The following is an 18,312-nucleotide window of genomic DNA, read 5'->3' as shown; positions in this document are numbered from 1 at the left end:
GACCGCCCCCGCCATCGCCCCCTTCCGCTTCTTCGGCCTGACGGTCCTGCGGACCAGCCGCACGAAGGCCCGAGCCTGGCTGGAGGTCCCGCATGCCCGGGACCGTCTGGAGATCCGCACCGGGGCCGACGTGCGCATCACCTGGCTCGTGCGGGAGGAGGGCGCTCCCGGTGCCGTGGACGCCGTGCGCGCCGAGGAGTTGCCCGAGGGCACCCCGTACGTCTGGATCGCCGGCGAGTCCTCCGGGGTGAAGGCGCTGCGACGCCATTTCGTCCAGGAGAGGCTGCTCGACCGGCGGCGAGTCGCCTTCACCGGCTACTGGCGGCGCGGGCTGAGCGAGGAGCAGCCGAGGGAGCAGGCGGCGCGGGTCGCCGCGTAACGCACCTGCGTGACGTGTGGGGTTCCTGTGACGGACCCCCCGGGAGCGGGGAGCGCGATCATTGTTAGGTTAGGCTTACCTAACTTACCATCGCGCCCTCGCTCCCTTCCTTTCTGCCCGGAGGGCCGCGACGACGTCCCCACCCGGGAGGCCCCCCTCATGCGTTCCCACCTGCTCAACCGCACGACGGCAGAGCACTACCGTCGCTCCGTCACCGCGGGAGTCGAACAGGTCGCAGCCAGACTCGCCTCCACCGACAAGCCGTTCACCGGCATGGACGCCGACGGGCTCCGCCCCGTCGTCGACGCCATCGATCTGGACCGGCCGCTCGGCGACACGGCCGCGGTGCTGGACGAACTCGGCGAGGTCTACCTCCGCGATGCCGTGTACTTCCACCACCCCCGCTACCTCGCCCACCTCAACTGCCCCGTGGTCATCCCCGCGGTGGTCGGCGAGGCGGTGCTCTCCGCCGTCAACTCCTCCCTGGACACCTGGGACCAGAGTGCGGGCGGCACGCTGATCGAGCGCCGGCTCATCGACTGGACGGCGGCCCGCATCGGCCTCGGGCCCGCGGCGGACGGCGTCTTCACCAGCGGGGGCACGCAGTCCAACCTGCACGCGCTGCTGCTGGCCCGCGAGGAGGCCAAGCTCCGCCCGGAGGAGTTCACCCGCCTGCGGATCCTCACCTCCGAGTGCAGCCACTTCAGCGTCCAGAAGTCGGCCAAACTCCTCGGCCTCGGCACCGACTCCGTCGTGTCCGTCCCCGTGGACCGCGAGAAGCGCATGCGGACCGTCGCGCTGGCCGCGGCATTGGAACGCTGCGCGGCCGAGGGCGCGGTACCGATGGCGGTCGTCGCCACGGCGGGGACCACGGACTTCGGCTCCATCGACCCGCTGCCCGGGATCGCCGCACTCTGCGAGCGGTACGGCACCTGGATGCACGTCGACGCCGCCTACGGCTGCGGGCTGCTCGCCTCACCCACCCGGCGCGAACTCGTCGACGGCATCGAGCGCGCCGACTCGGTCACCGTGGACTACCACAAGGCCTTCTTCCAGCCGGTGAGTTCGTCCGCCGTGCTGGTCCGCGACCGGTCCACGCTGCGCCACGCGACCTACCACGCGGAGTACCTCAACCCGGAGCGGACCGTCCAGGAGCGCATCCCCAACCAGGTGGACAAGTCCCTGCAGACGACGCGCAGGTTCGACGCCCTCAAGCTGTGGATGACGCTGCGCACCATGGGCGCGGACGGTGTCGGGGAGTTGTTCGACGAGGTGTGCGACCTGGCCGCCGAGGGCTGGCGGCTGCTGGCCGCCGACCCGCGCTTCGACGTCGTCGTGGAGCCGCGGCTGTCCACCCTGGTCTTCCGCTACGTCCCCGGCGGCGTCCGGACGTCCGCCGACATCGACCGGGCCAACCTGTACGCCCGCAAGGCGCTCTTCGCCTCGGGTGAGGCCGTGGTGGCGGGCACCAAGGTCGGCGGCAGCCAGTACCTGAAGTTCACCCTGCTCAACCCCGAGACGACGGCGGCCGACATCACCGCCGTCCTCGACCTGATCGCCGGCCACGCCGAGCAGTACCTGGGAGAGTCCCTTGACCGCGCTTCCTGACCCCCTCGCCGCCCCGTACGACTTCATCGGGATCGGGCTCGGTCCGTTCAACCTCGGACTCGCCTGTCTGACCGAGCCCGTGGAGGAGCTGAACGGGGTCTTCCTGGAGTCCAAGCCGGACTTCGAGTGGCACTCCGGGATGTTCCTCGAAGGGGCGCATCTCCAGACCCCGTTCATGTCGGACCTGGTCACGATGGCCGACCCGACCTCGCCGTACTCCTTCCTGAACTACCTGAAGGAGCGGGGCAGGCTCTACTCGTTCTACATCCGGGAGAACTTCTACCCGCTGCGCACCGAGTACAACGACTACTGCCGGTGGGCCGCGGCCCGGCTAAGCAGTATCCATTTCAACCAAACCGTACAGTCGGTTACGTACGACGGGAGCGACGGCCTGTACACCGTCAGCACCGCCGACAGCACGTTCCGCGCCCGCCATCTGGTCCTGGGAACCGGCACCCCGCCGCACGTCCCGGAGGCCTGCCGGGGGCTGGGCGGCGATCTCCTGCACAACTCGCGCTACCTCCAGGAGAAGGCGAACCTGCAGGCCAAGGAGTCCATCACCCTGGTGGGCAGCGGGCAGAGCGCGGCAGAGATCTACTACGACCTGCTGTCCGGGATCGACGTGCACGGCTACCGGCTGAACTGGGTGACGCGTTCCCCCCGTTTCTTCCCGCTGGAGTACACCAAGCTCACGCTGGAGATGACCTCGCCGGAGTACGTGGACTACTTCCACGCCCTGCCCGAGGACACCCGCTACCGGCTGGAGTCAGGCCAGAAGGGCCTCTTCAAGGGCATCGACGGCGAGCTGATCGACGCGATCTTCGACCTGCTCTACCAGAAGAACCTGCACGGCCCCGTGCCCACCCGCCTTCTCACCAACTCCGCCCTGAACAGCGCGCGTCACGACGCGTCGACGGGGACGTACACCCTGGGCCTGCGTCAGGAGGAGCAGGGCAGGGACTACGAGCTCGAGAGCGAGGGCCTGATCCTCGCCACCGGCTACCGGTACACCCCGCCGGCCTTCCTGGAGCCCGTCGCCGACCGGATCCGCCGCGACTCCCGGGGCCGTTTCGACGTGGCCCGCAACTACAGCATCGACACCACCGGGCGCGGGATCTTCCTGCAGAACGCCGGGGTGCACACCCACTCGGTCACCTCGCCCGACCTGGGCATGGGTGCCTACCGCAACGCGTACATCATCGGCGAACTGCTCGGCCGCGAGTACTACCCGGTCGAGAAGTCCGTCGCCTTCCAGGAGTTCGCAGCATGACCCGCACGAAACAGATCGGGGCGTTCTCCGTGCGCCCCATGGACCCCTCCCCCGGCCGGGAGGACGGCAGGTCCGACGCCGAACTGGTCCACGCGTGGGTCACCCACCCCAGGTCGGCCTTCTGGATGATGGGCGACGCCCGGCTGGAGGACGTCGAGCGGGAGTACACGGCGATAGCCGCCCACCCCCACCACGACGCCTTCATCGGCCTGCACGACGGCCGGCCGGCCTTCCTCATGGAGCGCTACGACCCCACCGAGGTCGAGCTCAAGGGGCTGTACGAGGCGGAGCCCGGCGACATCGGGATGCACTTCCTGGTCGCGCCGCCCGAGAACCCCGTGCACGGCTTCACCCTGGCCGTGATCACCACCGTCATGGAGACGCTGTTCGCCGACCCGGGAGTACGCCGTGTCGTCGTCGAACCGGACGTCACCAACAGCGCGGTGCACGCGCTGAACAAGGCCGTCGGCTTCGAGGCGATCCGTGAGATCACCAAGCCGGAGAAGCAGGCCCTGCTCAGCGCCTGCACCCGTGAGCAGTTCGAGGCCGCGACCACTGGAGCCGACCGATGACCACACACCCCGCCACCGCCGCGGCCGACCACCTGACCCCCGAGCGCTGGGCCGTCGCCAACCGGCAGTTGATCCGCAAGGCACTGGCCGAGTTCTCGCACGAACGGCTGCTCGACCCCGCACCGCTCGGCGACGGCCGCCACGTCGTGCGCAGCGACGACGGGACCGTCGAGTACCGCTTCGCCGCCCGCCGCTTCGCGCTGGACCACTGGCAGGTCGACGCCGGTTCGATCACCCGCCACCGGCACGGTTCGGACCTCCCGCTGGACGCGCTGGAATTCTTCGTCGAGCTCCGCGCCACGCTGGGCCTGTCGGCGGAGATCCTGCCGGTGTACCTGGAGGAGATCTCCTCCACGCTGGCCGGAACCGCCTACAAGCTGACCAAGGAACCGACCACCTCCGCCCAGCTGGCCGTGGCCGGTTTCCAGGCCGTGGAGACAGGGATGACCGAGGGTCACCCCTGCTTTGTCGCCAACAACGGGCGGCTCGGCTTCGGGGTCGGCGAATACCGCGCCTACGCACCCGAGGCCGCGGCCGGGATCCGGCTGATCTGGCTGGCGGCCAGGCGTGATCGCGCCACCTTCACCGCGGGTGAGGGGCTGGACTACCCCACCCTCGTCGCCGGCGAGCTCGGCGAGGAGACCCTCGGGAGGTTCGCCGCGAGGATGAAGGGCCTGGGGCTCGACCTCGACGACTACCTGCTGATCCCGGTCCACCCCTGGCAGTGGTGGAACAAGCTCGCCGTCACCTTCGCCGGAGAGGTCGCGCAGCGGCACCTGGTCTGCCTGGGCGAGGGCGACGACGCCTACCTGGCCCAGCAGTCGATCCGGACCTTCTTCAACGCGGACCACCCCGGCAAGCACTACGTCAAGACGGCGCTGTCCGTGCTGAACATGGGCTTCATGCGCGGACTCTCCGCCGCGTACATGGAGGCGACCCCCGCGATCAACGACTGGCTGGCCGGCCTGATCGAGCGCGACGACCTGCTGCGCGGGGCAGGGTTCTCGATCATCCGGGAGCGGGCCGCGATCGGCTACCGCCACCGCACCTACGAGGCGGCGACCACCAAGGGGTCCCCGTATCTGAAGATGCTCGCCGCGCTCTGGCGGGAGAGCCCGGTCCCGGGCCTGGCCGGGGGCGAGCGGCTCGCGACGATGGCGTCCCTGCTGCACACCGACGCCGGGGGCCGCTCGGTGGCCGGGGCGCTGATCGCGGAGTCGGGGCTGGACCCGGCCGACTGGCTGCGGCACTACCTGGACGCGTACCTGGTGCCGGTGCTGCACAGCTTCTACGCGTACGACCTGGTGTTCATGCCGCACGGTGAGAACGTGATCCTGGTCATCGAGGACGGCGTCGTGCGCCGGACGGTCTTCAAGGACATCGCCGAGGAGATCGCCGTCATGGATCCGGACGCGGTGCTGCCGCCCCAGGTCGAGCGGATCCGCGCCGACGTCCCCGAGGACATGAAGCTGCTCTCGGTGCTCACCGACGTCTTCGACTGCTTCTTCCGCTTCCTGGGCGCCGGGCTGGCCACCGAGGGGATCCTCGGCGAGGAGGACTTCTGGCGGACGGTCGCCGCGTGCGTCAGGGGCTACCAGGAGTCGGTGCCGTACCTCTCGGACAAGTTCGAGCAGTACGACATGTTCACGGAGGACTTCGCACTGTCCTGCCTGAACCGGCTGCAGCTGCGGAACAACCAGCAGATGGTCGACCTGGACGACCCGGCGGGCGCGCTCCAGCTGACCGGCAGGCTGCGCAACCCGATCGCGGGGTACTGAGCCGGCCGGGGCGCTCGTCGCGATCCGGTCCCGCGTCGTCCGGTCCTGCCCTTCGCGGGCGGGGCCGGATGAGAATCTCATGCGCATTTCCGACATAAAGCCCCACGTTGATGAGATTCCTGCCCGATATCGGGCAGATTTCTTGCGTAACGGCTCCGCTCCACGCAATATCGACGGGTGCTCGAACACCGCCCCACGCACGACGACCTCGTCGACCACCTCGTACGCTCCACCGCGCTCCAGCGCGGCGAGGCGGCCAGGGTGATCCTCGACGTGCTGGCGTACTTCGACGAGACGACAGAGGACTTCGTGCGCCGCCGCCACCGCGAACTGCAGGCCGGCGGCCTGGTGAACACGGAGATCTTCGAGCGGATCGCGGCCGAACTGCCGCACCGCGCGGTGGCGCCGCATGAGCTCTCGCTCCGCCAGCTGCGCCGCATCGTCTACGGCTGAGCCGGGCGGCCGGGCACCGAACTTTTTGTACGTCGATGGAGGGGCAGAAAATCCATGTGCGGGATCGTCGGTTACATCGGGAAGCGTGACGTGGCTCCGCTGCTGCTGGAGGGCCTGCAGCGGCTGGAGTACCGGGGATACGACTCCGCGGGCATCGTCATCACGGGCAAGGCCGCCGCGGGCAAGCCCGGCGCCCTGAAGATGGTCAAGGCCAAGGGCCGGGTCCGCGAGCTCGAGGCCCGCGTGCCCAAGCGGTTCGCCGGCACCACGGGCATCGCCCACACCCGCTGGGCCACCCACGGCGCCCCGAGCGACGAGAACGCCCACCCGCACCTGGACGCGGAGAACAAGGTCGCCGTCGTCCACAACGGCATCATCGACAACGCCTCCGAGATCCGCGCGAAGCTGGTCGCCGACGGGGTCGTCTTCCTGTCCGAGACCGACACCGAGGTGCTGGTCCACCTGATCGCCCGCGCACAGGCCTCCACCCTGGAGGAGAAGGTCCGCGAGGCACTGAAGTCCGTCGAGGGCACGTACGGCATCGCCGTCCTGCACGCCGACTTCAACGACCGCATCGTCGTCGCCCGCAACGGCTCCCCCGTCGTGCTGGGCATCGGCGAGAAGGAGATGTTCGTCGCGTCCGACGTGGCCGCCCTGGTCGCGCACACCCGCCAGATCGTCACCCTGGACGACGGCGAGATGGCCACCCTCAAGGCCGACGACTTCCGCACGTACACCACCGAGGGCTCGACCACCACGGCCACGCCCACGACCGTGGAGTGGGAGGCCGAGTCGTACGACATGGGCGGCCACGACACGTACATGCACAAGGAGATCTCGGAGCAGGCCGACGCGGTGGACCGCGTGCTGCGCGGCCGCATCGACGACCGCTTCTCCACCGTGCACCTGGGCGGCCTGAACCTGGACGCCCGTGAGGCCCGTGGGGTCCGCCGGATCAAGATCCTGGGCTGCGGCACGTCGTACCACGCGGGGCTGATCGGTGCCGGGCTCATCGAGGAGCTCGCCCGCATCCCCGCGGACGCGGAGCCCGCGTCCGAGTTCCGCTACCGCAACCCGGTCGTGGACCCCGACACCCTGTACGTCGCCGTCTCGCAGTCCGGCGAGACCTACGACGTGCTGGCGGCGGTGCAGGAGCTCAAGCGCAAGGGCGCCCGCGTCCTGGGCGTCGTGAACGTCGTCGGCTCGGCGATCGCCCGTGAGGCGGACGGCGGCATGTACGTCCACGCCGGCCCCGAGGTCTGCGTCGTCTCCACGAAGTGCTTCACCAACACCGTCGTCGCCTTCGCCCTGCTCGCGCTGCACCTGGGCCGCATCCGTGACCTGTCGGTCTCCGACGGCAAGCGGATCATCGAGGGCCTGCGCAAGCTGCCCGAGCAGATCGGTCAGATCCTCGAGTCGGAGGACGAGATCAAGAAGCTGGCCGAGGAGTACGCGGGCGCCCAGTCGATGATGTTCATCGGCCGCGTCCGGGGCTACCCCGTCGCGCTGGAGGCCTCCCTGAAGCTCAAGGAGATCTCCTACATCCACGCCGAGGCCTACCCGGCGTCCGAGCTCAAGCACGGTCCGCTCGCGCTCATCGAGCCCGCGCTCCCGACCGTCGCGATCGTCCCGGACGACGACCTGCTGGACAAGAACCGCGCCGCGCTGGAGGAGATCAAGGCCCGCAGCGGCCGTATCCTCGCCGTCGCCCACCGCGAGCAGGAGAAGGCCGACCACACGATCGTCGTCCCGAAGAACGAGGACGAGCTGGACCCGATCCTGATGGGCATCCCGCTGCAGCTGCTCGCCTACCACACGGCGCTCGCCATGGGCCGTGACATCGACAAGCCGCGCAACCTGGCGAAGTCCGTCACCGTCGAGTAGTCGAGTGGCGGACCCCACCCGTCCGCCCGCCGCACGACGGCACCGCGAAAGGCCCCTGACGCTCCGTCAGGGGCCTTTCGCGGCTCAGGGGATGACGATGACCGGGCGCTGCGCCCGACGCGCCAGGCGGCCGGCCACGGATCCGAAGATCCGGCCCACGATGCCGTGCGTGGAGCCGACGACGATGGCGTCGGCCGAGTACTCCCGGCCGACCTCCTCCAGCTCGTGGCAGATGTCCCCACCGCGCTCCACGAGCACCCAGGGCACCTCGGTGAGGTAGTCCGCGCACGCCAGCTCCAGGCCGAGGACCTCGGTGCGGTGGTCGGGCACGTCGACGAACACGGGCGGCTCGCAGCCGGCCCAGACGGTGGTCGGAAGCCGGTTGGCCACGTGGACGATGATCAGCCCGGAGCTGTGCCGGTGAGCCATTCCGATGGCGTACGCGAGGGCGCGCTCGCTGGACATCGAGCCGTCGAAGCCGACCACGACGCCATGCCGGAAGGCGGGATCGCAGGAAGGGCGCGACTCTCCGACCGTCTGCGGTTCCGACCCTGGGTCGGCTACCTGCTTGCGGTCTGCGGGTTCAGGGATTTCGTGACCGGCCATCGGTGTCTCGACGAAGAGAGTCCTCATGAGGAGGGAGCGATTTGGAGGTGTACCTGTGAGCGGTGGAGCTGTGTCCGGGAAACGTCTTCCCAACCCCCTACCCCCAAGGGTACGGCGCCACTCCTCCACTGCCCAGCCCTCGCGCAGCGCATGCGGCGATGGAGGGAGCATGCCGGAGAACGCCCCGTCATGGCAATGCCGGTTGCGTCGTACATCCAGCTCGTGAACGCTCTGGCGGGTTCCCGTCACTCCCTCCGGACGGCCGTCGCGCCGGCTCCGGGAGGACGGCCGAATGCACTACCCGACCACTCGCCCCGGGATGTCACGCCCTGCCATCATGCAATTGCACAACGTCGATGTCCGGGGCCCGAACCGCCCCGTGGGACCCCTGAGGCGCGTCGAGGCTCCTGAGGGCAGGGGGCGTACGCCGGTCACATGACTGGATTACGCGCACGCAACCATCGGTTTTCAGCCAACTTCACCCCCACCCCGTTCCCTTGCTCCCACAAGGGCCCAACCCGCGTGCCACCAGGAAGGAATAGACCGCGCGGTACGCTTTGACCCTATGGGGACGGGCCATGATCGCGATGCGCACTTCCCTGTGGGGCTCGCGAGTGAAACGCTTCGTGATCGAACGCTTCGCGCCAAGTTGCCTTGTCGACATAGTGCCGGTGGGGGAACGTGTCACGTCGGGGTCACGGGACGCAGTAGATTCGATCATGAGTCGAGGACTGGTGGACCCGTGCGAGACCGAGGGGAAACGTGCAGGAGCGACAGGCCCGTAGGGACCAGGAAGACGCGAACACCGAGGGGGGCTTAGCGTCATGAGCCAGGACTCCGCCACCGCAACGGAGGCCGCACGGAAACTGACCGGGCGGCGACGCCGGGAAGTCGTAGCCGTACTGCTGTTCAGTGGCGGCCCTATCTTCGAGAGCTCCATTCCGCTCTCAGTTTTCGGAATCGACCGGCAGGACGCGGGCGTTCCGCGCTACCGCCTGCTGGTCTGCGGGGGTGAGGAAGGACCGCTGCGCACCACCGGCGGGCTCGAACTCAGCGCGCCGTACGGCCTGGAGGCGATCAGCAGGGCCGGCACCGTCGTGGTGCCCGCCTGGCGGTCCATCACCTCCCCGCCGCCCGCAGAGGCACTGGACGCGCTGCGCCGCGCCCATGAGGAGGGCGCCCGCATCGTCGGTCTCTGCACGGGGGCCTTCGTCCTCGCCGCGGCCGGCCTGCTGGACGGCCGTCCGGCCACCACGCACTGGATGTACGCACCGACTCTGGCCAAGCGCTATCCGTCGGTGCACGTCGATCCGCGTGAGCTGTTCGTCGACGACGGCGATGTGCTCACCTCGGCCGGGACGGCGGCCGGAATCGATCTCTGCCTCCACATAGTCCGTACCGACCACGGCACCGAGGCGGCCGGGGCCCTGGCCCGCAGGCTCGTCGTACCGCCGCGGCGCAGTGGCGGTCAGGAGCGCTACCTCGACAGATCTTTACCTGAAGAGATCGGCTCCGACCCGCTCGCCGAGGTCGTGGCCTGGGCGCTGGAGCATCTCCACGAGCAGTTCGACGTGGAGACGCTGGCCGCGCGTGCCTACATGAGCCGACGGACCTTCGACCGCAGGTTCCGTTCACTCACGGGCAGCGCACCGCTCCAGTGGCTCATCACCCAGCGCGTGCTGCAGGCGCAGCGGCTTCTCGAGACCTCCGACTACTCGGTCGACGAGGTGGCGGGACGCTGCGGCTTCCGCTCGCCGGTCGCGCTGCGCGGGCACTTCCGCCGCCAGCTGGGCTCCTCCCCCGCCGCGTACCGCGCCGCCTACCGGGCACGCCGTCCGCAGGGCGGGGTACTGGAGAGCGTCACCACGGCGATCGAGACGTCCGTTCCCGTCCAGGGCACGGCATCGAGCCGGCGGGCCGCTGCGGCGACCTCCCCCGGCCCGTCCCCGGTCACCGCGACGACGGCTCCGGGGGGCGTCGTGGAGCGCCTGGGAGCGGTTTCCGAGGCGTACGTTCCGGGTCGCCCGGCCCTGCCGGGGCAGCGCAGCGCCCCGTAGGGTGGGGGCCATGAACGATCGCATGGTGTGGATCGACTGCGAGATGACCGGGCTCTCGTTGACGGACGACGCACTCATCGAGGTGGCCGCGCTGGTCACCGACTCGGAACTGAACGTGCTCGGTGAAGGGGTGGACATCGTGATCCGCCCGCCGGACGCGGCCCTGGAGACCATGCCCGAGGTGGTGCGGCAGATGCACACCGCCTCGGGCCTGCTCGACGAGCTGGCAGGGGGCACGACCCTGGCCGACGCCGAGGAGCGGGTCCTGGCCTACATCCGTGAGCACGTGAAGGAGCCCGGCAAGGCCCCCCTGTGCGGAAACTCGGTCGGTACCGACCGGGGCTTCCTGTCGCGGGACATGCCGTCGCTGGAGGGCTACCTCCACTACCGGATCGTCGATGTGTCCTCGGTCAAGGAGCTGTCCCGCCGCTGGTACCCGAGGGCGTACTTCAACAGTCCGGAGAAGAACGGCAACCACCGGGCGCTGGCCGACATCCGCGACTCCATCACGGAGCTGCGGTACTACCGGGACGCGGTCTTCGTGCCGCAGCCCGGCCCGGACTCCGCCCGCGCCAAGGAGATCGCGGCGCGCCACACGCCGCCCGCCGGACAGCAGTAGAAGAGTCGCTGGTCACGGGCCCTCCGGGGCCCGTGCACCGTCCCCCAGGAAGTCGGGCGCGAGCACCCGCTCGGACCCTGTACACTTTTTCTCGGCCGGTCAGTGAAACGACCGGACGACATGGTGGGTATAGCTCAGCTGGCAGAGCACCTGGTTGTGGTCCAGGATGTCGCGGGTTCAAGTCCCGTTACTCACCCTTGAAGGGGAAGCCCCTGACCTGCGGAGACGCAGGTCAGGGGCTTCTTCGTTCTCTGGGCTGGCCAAACCACGGCCAAACGCGGCCGGATTTTCGACCTAACGTGCGACCCATGGCAACGATCAGGAAGCGGGTCCGCAAGGACGGAACGGCGAGTTTCCAGGTCCGCTGGCTCCAGGGAGGGCGTGGCGGCTCATGGGAAGCCGAGAGGTTCGGGGACGTGGACCAGGCGGACGCCTTCAAGAGGCTCGTCGACGCCCACAAGCAGCACTGGCCCTACGGCTGGGTTCCAGGCCAGGGCTTCGTCGAGCCCGAGCAGGACCCCGACGACGTGCTCCTCACCGACTGGGCTCGGCGCTACGTCGACCGCCTCACGGGTATCGACCCGCGGACCCGGGACGACTACCGGCGCGAGGTGGATCGGCACATCTCCCTCATGGCGCACACCACCCGATCGGGACTGGTGATGCCGGCCACGATCGGGAACATCACCGCTGACGACGTCCAGGACTGGGTTCGGCTTCAGGAAGCAGGCCAGCAGGACGCACAGACAGGGCGGTGGGTCCGTCGACCGGCCTCGCCGAAGTCCACAGCCAATCGGCACGGCCTGCTGTGGTGCATCGTGCAAGCGGCGATCGACGCCGATCCCCCACTGCGCACCAAGAACTGCTGCGCGAACACCCGCCTGCCTCGTGTCGACGACGGGACATCCGAGGAGATGGTCTTCCTGGAACAGGAGGAGTACCAACTCCTCCGCAAGCACCTCACCGACCCTGCAGCCCGAGACCTCGCCGACTGGTTGATCGGTACAGGCATGCGGTGGGGCGAGGCTACGGCCCTCCAGGCACAAGATCTTCGACTTGGCGGCCCTGGGCCGACAGTCAACGTCCAAAGGGCCTGGAAGAGGTCACCCAGGGGCGCACAGTCCTCATTCTTCCTCGGGCCCCCGAAGACGAGGAAGGCGCGCCGTCTGGTCGCGCTCGCCCCGACGCAGGTGGACCTCGCCCGAAGGCTGACGCAGGGGATGTCACCGGAGGCGTTCATCTTCCGCACGCCGACGGGCAAGGCGTGGAGGCATTCCAACTTCTACAACCGGAAATGGATACCCGCAGTCGCTGCCGCGATGGAGGCCGGCCTTCCCCGCCAGCCTCGGATTCACGACCTGCGGCACAGCCACGTCGCCTGGTTGGTAGCCGCGAACATACCTCTGCCGGCGATCCAGGCCCGGCTGGGTCATGAGTCGATCCAGACGACGATCGACCGCTACGGGCACTTGGCCAGGTCGCTCGACTCAGACATCAGTGCCGCCGTGCAGGCTGCCATGGGCGGCAGCCCCTCGTCCGCTCGCGGTCTACGGTTGATCGGCGCTTAGACCGTGTCCTATGTGGGGCTGACAGAGAGGGACTGAAGGGCCCTCCGGACACCGTGTCCCAGACTGCGTAGCTCCAGTGCGGATGTCACCTACCACCACAGGTCTTGCTGGAACCAGACAACCGGCCAAGGTCACTCAAGCCTGCTGAAGAACCCGAGGTCGGGATCATCCAAGGTTCCGGCTACCAGCCCACGGTCCAAGAAACGATTGAACTCCTCGCACGCCGTCTCGGGCAGCAAAGCGCAGCTGTGGCACGCTGCGAGATTGCAGGAATCCGGCCCCTGGCCGTAGCTGTCCATACAGACTGGGTCAGAGGAGCACCAGCGAGCATTGGTGATCGCGTTCCGCAGTACCTCTTCGAAGCGCTCAGGCTGGCCCATTCGCACGAGTCCGCCCAGGGTTCCTTCTGAGTCCCCGGCGGCTGTGTAGATGAGCAAGCCATTCATTCCATCAGTGCCAGGTGAGTCGTAGAGGCGTTCTCGGAGCGACGCCGAGCTGTAGCCGCACTCGAACGTCAGCTGGTTGATCAGCAGGTGCGCGAGCGTGTGCAGCAAGACCAGCCGAGGAGTTACCTCTCGTTGGGCGAGATGGCGTTCATGAGCGAGCAACTGGAACTGCTGGGCCATAGGAACCAGCCGCTTCTGCACCAGGGAACCGGCCTCCCACTTCGTGAGAGCTTCCGGAGAGAGTTCCAGGTAGATGCCCTCTCCGAGCACTGTGTAGGCGGGGAGCCACGACTCGCCGGCATCAGGGGTCTGGCGGCGCAACAGGGCGGTGCGGGCGTCGGTGTCCTGCCGGGATGACTCGGCGAAGACTCGGTTGAACCCCCAGAGAACTCGGGTCTCCCGCAGCTTCTCGACGAGGCGGACTCGCGAGATCAACTCCTCGACGTCCTTAGCACGGGCGCCCTCCGGCTCCCTGACCACTAGTTCGGCGGAGTCGATCGTGTCTCGAATGCTCGTGTACTCCTGGTGACGGAACAATCCTGGGCCGTCGACAGACTCCGTCGTCAGCTGGTGGGATGTCTCCGCTGGGCCTTCCAGAATCGCGAGAGCCGACTCGATCTGCGTATCGGTGAAGCTCTCCAGGCGGAAGGCGTTCTTCTTCGCGGCACGCCGCAGGCGGCTCGCGGTCAGTTTGTCGCCGTCTTCCAGGACATCGCGGACGTTCGCCCGAGCCCTAGCGATCGTCTGTTCTTCGAGGGCCTCTAGCACGCTGGGATCCACTCCCACCGATGATGCTTCAGGGATGAAGATCGAGCTCTTGACCAAGGCGTAGTAGACGTTGGATGCACCTCGGAGACTGCCGCGCAACGGCTCTCCGCAGGTTCCTCTACCCATCTCCAGACCGAGCCAGGGCATCGCTCCACGGCAGGAGAACTCGGTTCCGTCCTCGAGGTGAGCAGTGAGGTATGTGGTCCCCTGCTCGTGCTCCCGGTTAGAACGCTCTACTGATGTGATGCCTTCCAGTCCCCGATCCTTGTGGCAGGTCTCGCACACGACACGCTGCGAGGCCAGGGTGCCACCGCCCGAGGTCCGAAGCTTGAGCTTAGGCGACCGGCATGTCGGGCTGGCGGACTTGTGGACCCACTCAACCCAGGGGAAGTCCTGGAGGTGGCCACGCTCGCACAGAGCCACGAAGGGCACTTGGGCGAGAAACGGCGTCCAGGACGCCTTCTGTCCGGAGCAGTCGGGGTTGGCGCAGCGCGGTCGGTCCGCGATGTGCAGCGGGTGCGGAGTGAGAGCGCGGCACCGGGGGCAGAAGCTCCAGGCGGGGAAGCGCAGGACTGGGACCTGGAGCTTAGTGTTGTACTGGCCGGGGCTGGCCTTGAAGTTGTCCCGATAGTCAGGCGGGGTGTAGAGAGCGTCCACCCCCAGGTGACTCTCCAGTCGCCACTCGTGGATGCGGAACTCCTCTTGGTCCAGCCTTTCACCGGGGACGAACCAGTGGTCGAGGCCGGCGGTGATGACAGAAGTGCCATCCGCGAGGACCTGCATAGCTCCAGGCCCGAAGGGTGCTACGAGTTGAGAGCGCCGAACTTTGCCGCGGATCACTGTTTGGCTCCTTCGAGTGCGTACTGCTGTGTGATCTCGGCGCGGCATTCGGCGTCGGCACCGCGCATGGACGTGGGAGTGGGCCAGGTGCTTGCCTCAACGTTGCCGTCTGCATATTGGCCCGCAGCACGCATAAGGCTGCCGAGCTCAGCGCTTCCTCCCGGTGTCCCCCATGAGGTCGGCTGCCAGTTGGCCCATTCTTTGCGGAGTTTACTCAGAACGGAAACGACGCGATCCTCCTCACCGGGATCGCAGAACGCCACCCGGGTGCACAGGAGTTCCACAGCTTTGTCGAACAGTTCCGCAGGGAAGGGAAACGGTGGAAGAGACTGATCGGCTGTCTGTCGGATATAGGCGACGGCGACGGCATGCAACGCGCGGTCCAGGGCCGGCGGAGCGAAGGGGGTTGCGCTGGTGGGTTCAACCTGGGCGTAAAGCCGCTGGTGGTAGCTGCGAAAGCGCTCGAAGTGGCTTCGGTCGCGCGGTTTGGCAGCACCGTAGAGGGTGACAACCAAGCCGGGACGCTTGTCCCACTTTCGGCCGACCCGGCCTGTGACCTGAATGTACTGGGAGGTGCTCTTGGGTTGGCCCACCACTGCCATGAGAGAAAGCCGGTCGATATCGATACCCACTTCGATCAGGCTGGACGCGAGGCAGACATCAATGGCCTTGCCGCCCTTAGCCCTTTGTGCAAGCTTTTCCATCGCTTCGGGAATCTGGTCCTGCCGGAGTCGACTTGTCATCTCCTCGACCCTGTTGAGGTATCTGACCTCGGTGCGGTCGGCGCTGGAACGGTTGTTAATCGTCTTGAGGTAGTCGGGGATGTCGGACTGCATCAGCGACAGGGAGTTGCCAAGCTCCCGGAGGCTGTTGAAGAAAGCCATCAGTGTCCACCAGGGGTCCTGCTGCTCCTCCTCTGGAGCGTCCTTCGCCGCCTGCAGAAGTGCCGCGAAGGAGCGCACCTGCGTGGTCTGCATAGATCCGAGCGCGGGCGCGTGGACCCCGATGTACTTGCGTCCTGGAAGTCTCCTACCTTCACTGTCCCGTGCGTACACCGCGAAGAACGAGTCCTCCGCGTCGATTCCATGCGGAGGGAAGAGCAGGACTCTGTCGCGGGCATACAAGGCGCGGATCTGCTCCTCGTGGCGACGAATAGTCGCCGTCGAGGCAATGAGCTTCGGCGGGGCCGGGGGGTCTGCGCGCCGATCGGTGCACAGCTCCTCGATGAGGCCTTCGTACAAGCCAGTCATCGAGCCAAGGGGCCCCGCGATCAGATGGAGCTCGTCCTGGATGACCAGCTCTGGAGGTGAGTAGGCGCGTCGTCCAGACTCTCCCAGTCCAAACAAGGCCCGCGCACGGGGGTTCCAAGCGAGTTGCGCGAACTTGTCTACCGTCCCAATGACGAGAGACGGTCGGCACTCGTACACATCGTCGTCAACAACGTAGACGGGAAGCGGGCGGTCGGCAGTGGAGAACTGGCAATTCGCGTCCGGGCACCGAAAAATGACTCGCCCACGGTACTCCTCGTAGCCGGCAACGGAGTTCTGCCTTCCCTTGTGCTTTCGGCGCGGGGGTCTCCCTCGCCCGCTTGCCGTCAAGTTGGGGTTGTCAACGCTCTTCACCGGCCCCATCTGAGCGGCACACCAAGGACACCGCAGCAGCAAGAAGGGGTTCTCTCCTCCTTCGCGTTCCATCGCCCGCAAATCCCTGACGGCATCGGTGTTCTTGTTTGGCGTCGAGTCACTGCCGACCCAGATTCCGATGGAGAACCGCTCACCGCCCAGCTCCTTCTCCCGATGGCGGCGCAAGTCCTCAAGCGCACAAATCAGCCCAGCCGCACGCAGAAACTGCTGGGCTGTCAGGAGTCGCAGGGTGTAGCGCATGAGGATCGTGACGCTCACATCGCCAGGTTCACGCAACCGTCTGAGCAGCATTGCGAAAGCGGAGAGGCCTAGGTACGCCTCGGTCTTCCCTCCTCCGGTAGGGAAGAAGATCAGGTCGACGACGGAGCGGTCGGGGTGGGCAGGGTTGGCAGTTGAAGGAACGGCAGCGAGCAGGAAGGCGATTTGGAAAGCCCGCCATGCCCCACGTCCCTTCGCCTCGGTGCCTGCTTCGTCAGGCGGTTCGCCCTCAACGCGAATCCGCTCATCGACGAGCTGTGTGGTACGCAGCTCCGCGCCGGAGCGCAACTGCTGCTTGTACATCGCTGTGTTGGCCAGCCGAAAAGCCTTGCCGATATCGCTGTCCGGGTCGCGGACCAGCTCCAGCCCTTCGCGCATGCGCTCCAACGCCCTGGTGCACTCAACCATGTGGCGCTCGGCGGTCTTGCGGAACTCTCCTTCTAGAGCGGCCGCTTGTACCCTGTGTTTCTCGATCCAGCCTGCGTACTCTGTCAGGACCCGTTCGAGCTGGGCCATACCGCCCGGTTCGGCCCCGGCGAGTTGCCTCATGGAGACGGTCAGTGCCGTCCCGTCCTCGAGAACGATGTCGGGGGTAGTGCTCGGCGTCTCGTACTCGGGGAGCGAATCCGCCTTGGCCCATTGCGAGCGTCCGTCGAGATCGGGATCGTCCCAATCGGCGGAACAGCCATGTCCGACTGCGTACGTCTGCTCGCGCCTGTAGAGAAGGCGGAAGGACGCGTCGTCAGGGTGCGCTCCGGCTTCGGGACCCTCGGGGTAGGGGACAATCCAGCTGTTCTCGGGAATCGCTGTCACGTCGGCCTGGAAGAGGCATGCGGCGTCCACCGCCTTGGTGCCCGGTGTGGACCGGTTCACGAGGGCAACGGTCGTCAGGATGCCCCCAGCGTGACGTCGAAGGTTCACTGTCAGCCGCAGAGCGAGCCCTTCCAGCCCTGCGGACTCGTCAGCAACGGGAATGAGCTCGCGGTGGAGAAAGGGAGACCGCTGAAAGTGTTCAGCGGTCAGACGCCACACGGCCTTGACTGGGACACGGGTCCACCATGTACGCCTGGCCCCGCCCGGAAGGTCGATCCTGATCTGCTCGTATCGGCCGCCGGTGACCTCGATCTTCAGACCGGTCTGCGGCTCTGGGGCCATGAGGAACGAGATGCCCATGGCCGTAGGCCGCCGTTCGTTGGCGCCGGAAAGGTCGAAGTCGGCGTCGTCAGAGGTCGCTCCGAGCCTCCCCGAGGATCCTTCCCACGTCCCGGTCTGCGGTCCCTCGGTATTTTCGGCAGTCAGGCCAGGCACGATGGCTTGGTCTGCAATCTTGGAGCCGGTCGCACCGGCAACGGGGTATAGCACACCGACGCCATAGCGAATTAGGGGATCGCGTTCCAAGATCTCCTCGCCGGTGGCGGCGTTGGTCCAGGGCCCGTAGGAGTCCTCCTTCTTCTCGAAGGTGAACCTGTCGAGCGGCTTGCCGGCGGGCGCAGGACCTAGGAGTTCATCCCTCAGCGCCTTTGTGATCTTGTCACGGCCTGCTGTCCGGTCGTGTTCAGCCAT

12 protein-coding genes, 1 tRNA gene and 1 pseudogene are annotated in these 18,312 nt (G+C 67.4%); 11 read left to right on the top strand and 3 right to left on the bottom strand.

What is annotated here, in order from left to right; all coding sequences use genetic code 11:
- Window positions 1-61 precede the first annotated feature (61 nt).
- From LWJ43_RS21460 to glmS, 7 genes and pseudogenes are all read left to right on the top strand, one after another.
- Window positions 62-379, top strand: a pseudogene (locus tag LWJ43_RS21460) (siderophore-interacting protein); the annotation flags it as partial.
- Window positions 380-538: 159 nt separating this feature from the next.
- Window positions 539-1,987 (top strand): pyridoxal phosphate-dependent decarboxylase family protein, encoded by a 1,449-nt coding sequence (locus LWJ43_RS21455; protein WP_277333842.1) that lies wholly within the window; start codon window positions 539-541, stop codon window positions 1,985-1,987.
- Window positions 1,971-3,257, top strand: a complete 1,287-nt coding sequence (locus tag LWJ43_RS21450) for a lysine N(6)-hydroxylase/L-ornithine N(5)-oxygenase family protein (RefSeq protein WP_277333841.1) — start codon at window positions 1,971-1,973, stop codon at window positions 3,255-3,257. Before LWJ43_RS21455 ends, LWJ43_RS21450 begins: the two co-directional genes overlap by 17 nt.
- Window positions 3,254-3,829 carry a GNAT family N-acetyltransferase gene (locus LWJ43_RS21445; protein ID WP_277333840.1) on the top strand — a complete coding sequence of 192 codons (576 nt, stop codon included), beginning with the start codon at window positions 3,254-3,256 and terminating at the stop codon, window positions 3,827-3,829. The genes LWJ43_RS21450 and LWJ43_RS21445 overlap by 4 nt, the downstream gene beginning before the upstream one ends.
- Window positions 3,826-5,607 carry an IucA/IucC family protein gene (locus LWJ43_RS21440; RefSeq protein ID WP_277333839.1) on the top strand — a complete coding sequence of 594 codons (1,782 nt, stop codon included), beginning with the start codon at window positions 3,826-3,828 and terminating at the stop codon, window positions 5,605-5,607. Before LWJ43_RS21445 ends, LWJ43_RS21440 begins: the two co-directional genes overlap by 4 nt.
- Window positions 5,608-5,784: 177 nt before the next feature.
- Window positions 5,785-6,060: a hypothetical protein gene (locus tag LWJ43_RS21435; protein ID WP_277333838.1), complete on the top strand. Its 276-nt coding sequence runs from the start codon at window positions 5,785-5,787 to the stop codon at window positions 6,058-6,060.
- A gap of 54 nt (window positions 6,061-6,114) precedes the next feature.
- Window positions 6,115-7,944, top strand: coding sequence for a glutamine--fructose-6-phosphate transaminase (isomerizing) (gene glmS / locus LWJ43_RS21430; RefSeq protein WP_277333837.1), 1,830 nt, complete (start codon window positions 6,115-6,117; stop codon window positions 7,942-7,944).
- 84 nt (window positions 7,945-8,028) lie between these two features.
- On the opposite strand, the gene LWJ43_RS21425 is transcribed toward glmS, so the two are convergent.
- Window positions 8,029-8,550: a universal stress protein gene (locus tag LWJ43_RS21425; RefSeq protein ID WP_030875140.1), complete on the bottom strand. Its 522-nt coding sequence runs from the start codon at window positions 8,548-8,550 to the stop codon at window positions 8,029-8,031.
- Window positions 8,551-9,374: 824 nt separating this feature from the next.
- Between LWJ43_RS21425 and LWJ43_RS21420 the strand changes: the two genes are divergently transcribed.
- The 4 genes from LWJ43_RS21420 to LWJ43_RS21405 all read left to right on the top strand — a co-directional run bounded on the left by LWJ43_RS21420 (window position 9,375) and on the right by LWJ43_RS21405 (window position 12,794).
- Window positions 9,375-10,607 (top strand): helix-turn-helix domain-containing protein, encoded by a 1,233-nt coding sequence (locus tag LWJ43_RS21420; RefSeq protein WP_277333836.1) that lies wholly within the window; start codon window positions 9,375-9,377, stop codon window positions 10,605-10,607.
- Between the two features lie 10 nt (window positions 10,608-10,617).
- Window positions 10,618-11,226 (top strand): oligoribonuclease, encoded by a 609-nt coding sequence (gene orn / locus LWJ43_RS21415; RefSeq protein WP_277333835.1) that lies wholly within the window; start codon window positions 10,618-10,620, stop codon window positions 11,224-11,226.
- Window positions 11,227-11,349: 123 nt separating this feature from the next.
- Window positions 11,350-11,422: transfer RNA gene (locus LWJ43_RS21410), tRNA-His, on the top strand.
- A 220-nt stretch (window positions 11,423-11,642) separates the two neighbouring features.
- Complete coding sequence (locus LWJ43_RS21405; protein ID WP_277333834.1) at window positions 11,643-12,794, top strand: tyrosine-type recombinase/integrase; 1,152 nt, start codon at window positions 11,643-11,645, stop codon at window positions 12,792-12,794.
- Window positions 12,795-12,925: 131 nt separating this feature from the next.
- On the opposite strand, the gene drmB is transcribed toward LWJ43_RS21405, so the two are convergent.
- Window positions 12,926-14,896: a DrmB family protein gene (gene drmB, locus LWJ43_RS21400; RefSeq protein ID WP_277333833.1), complete on the bottom strand. Its 1,971-nt coding sequence runs from the start codon at window positions 14,894-14,896 to the stop codon at window positions 12,926-12,928.
- Window positions 14,845-18,312 carry a helicase-related protein gene (locus LWJ43_RS21395; protein WP_277333832.1) on the bottom strand — a complete coding sequence of 1,156 codons (3,468 nt, stop codon included), beginning with the start codon at window positions 18,310-18,312 and terminating at the stop codon, window positions 14,845-14,847. The genes drmB and LWJ43_RS21395 overlap by 52 nt, the downstream gene beginning before the upstream one ends.

The sequence above is a fragment of the Streptomyces sp. JH34 genome, from assembly GCF_029428875.1.
Taxonomy (GTDB): Bacteria; Actinomycetota; Actinomycetes; order Streptomycetales; family Streptomycetaceae; genus Streptomyces.
This window is presented reverse-complemented; position numbering and strand designations above follow the sequence as displayed.

Bases quoted from the DNA above. Each gene is read 5' to 3' on its own strand.
- LWJ43_RS21455 (WP_277333842.1), top strand. From the start codon at position 539: ATGCGTTCCCACCTGCTCAACCGCACGACGGCAGAGCACTACCGTCGC.
- LWJ43_RS21445 (WP_277333840.1), top strand. From the start codon at position 3,254: ATGACCCGCACGAAACAGATCGGGGCGTTCTCCGTGCGCCCCATGGAC.
- LWJ43_RS21440 (WP_277333839.1), top strand. From the start codon at position 3,826: ATGACCACACACCCCGCCACCGCCGCGGCCGACCACCTGACCCCCGAG.
- glmS (WP_277333837.1), top strand. From the start codon at position 6,115: ATGTGCGGGATCGTCGGTTACATCGGGAAGCGTGACGTGGCTCCGCTG.
- LWJ43_RS21425 (WP_030875140.1), bottom strand. From the start codon at position 8,550: ATGGCCGGTCACGAAATCCCTGAACCCGCAGACCGCAAGCAGGTAGCC.
- LWJ43_RS21420 (WP_277333836.1), top strand. From the start codon at position 9,375: ATGAGCCAGGACTCCGCCACCGCAACGGAGGCCGCACGGAAACTGACC.
- orn (WP_277333835.1), top strand. From the start codon at position 10,618: ATGAACGATCGCATGGTGTGGATCGACTGCGAGATGACCGGGCTCTCG.
- drmB (WP_277333833.1), bottom strand. From the start codon at position 14,896: ATGCCGCGCCGAGATCACACAGCAGTACGCACTCGAAGGAGCCAAACA.
- LWJ43_RS21395 (WP_277333832.1), bottom strand. From the start codon at position 18,312: ATGGCTGAACACGACCGGACAGCAGGCCGTGACAAGATCACAAAGGCG.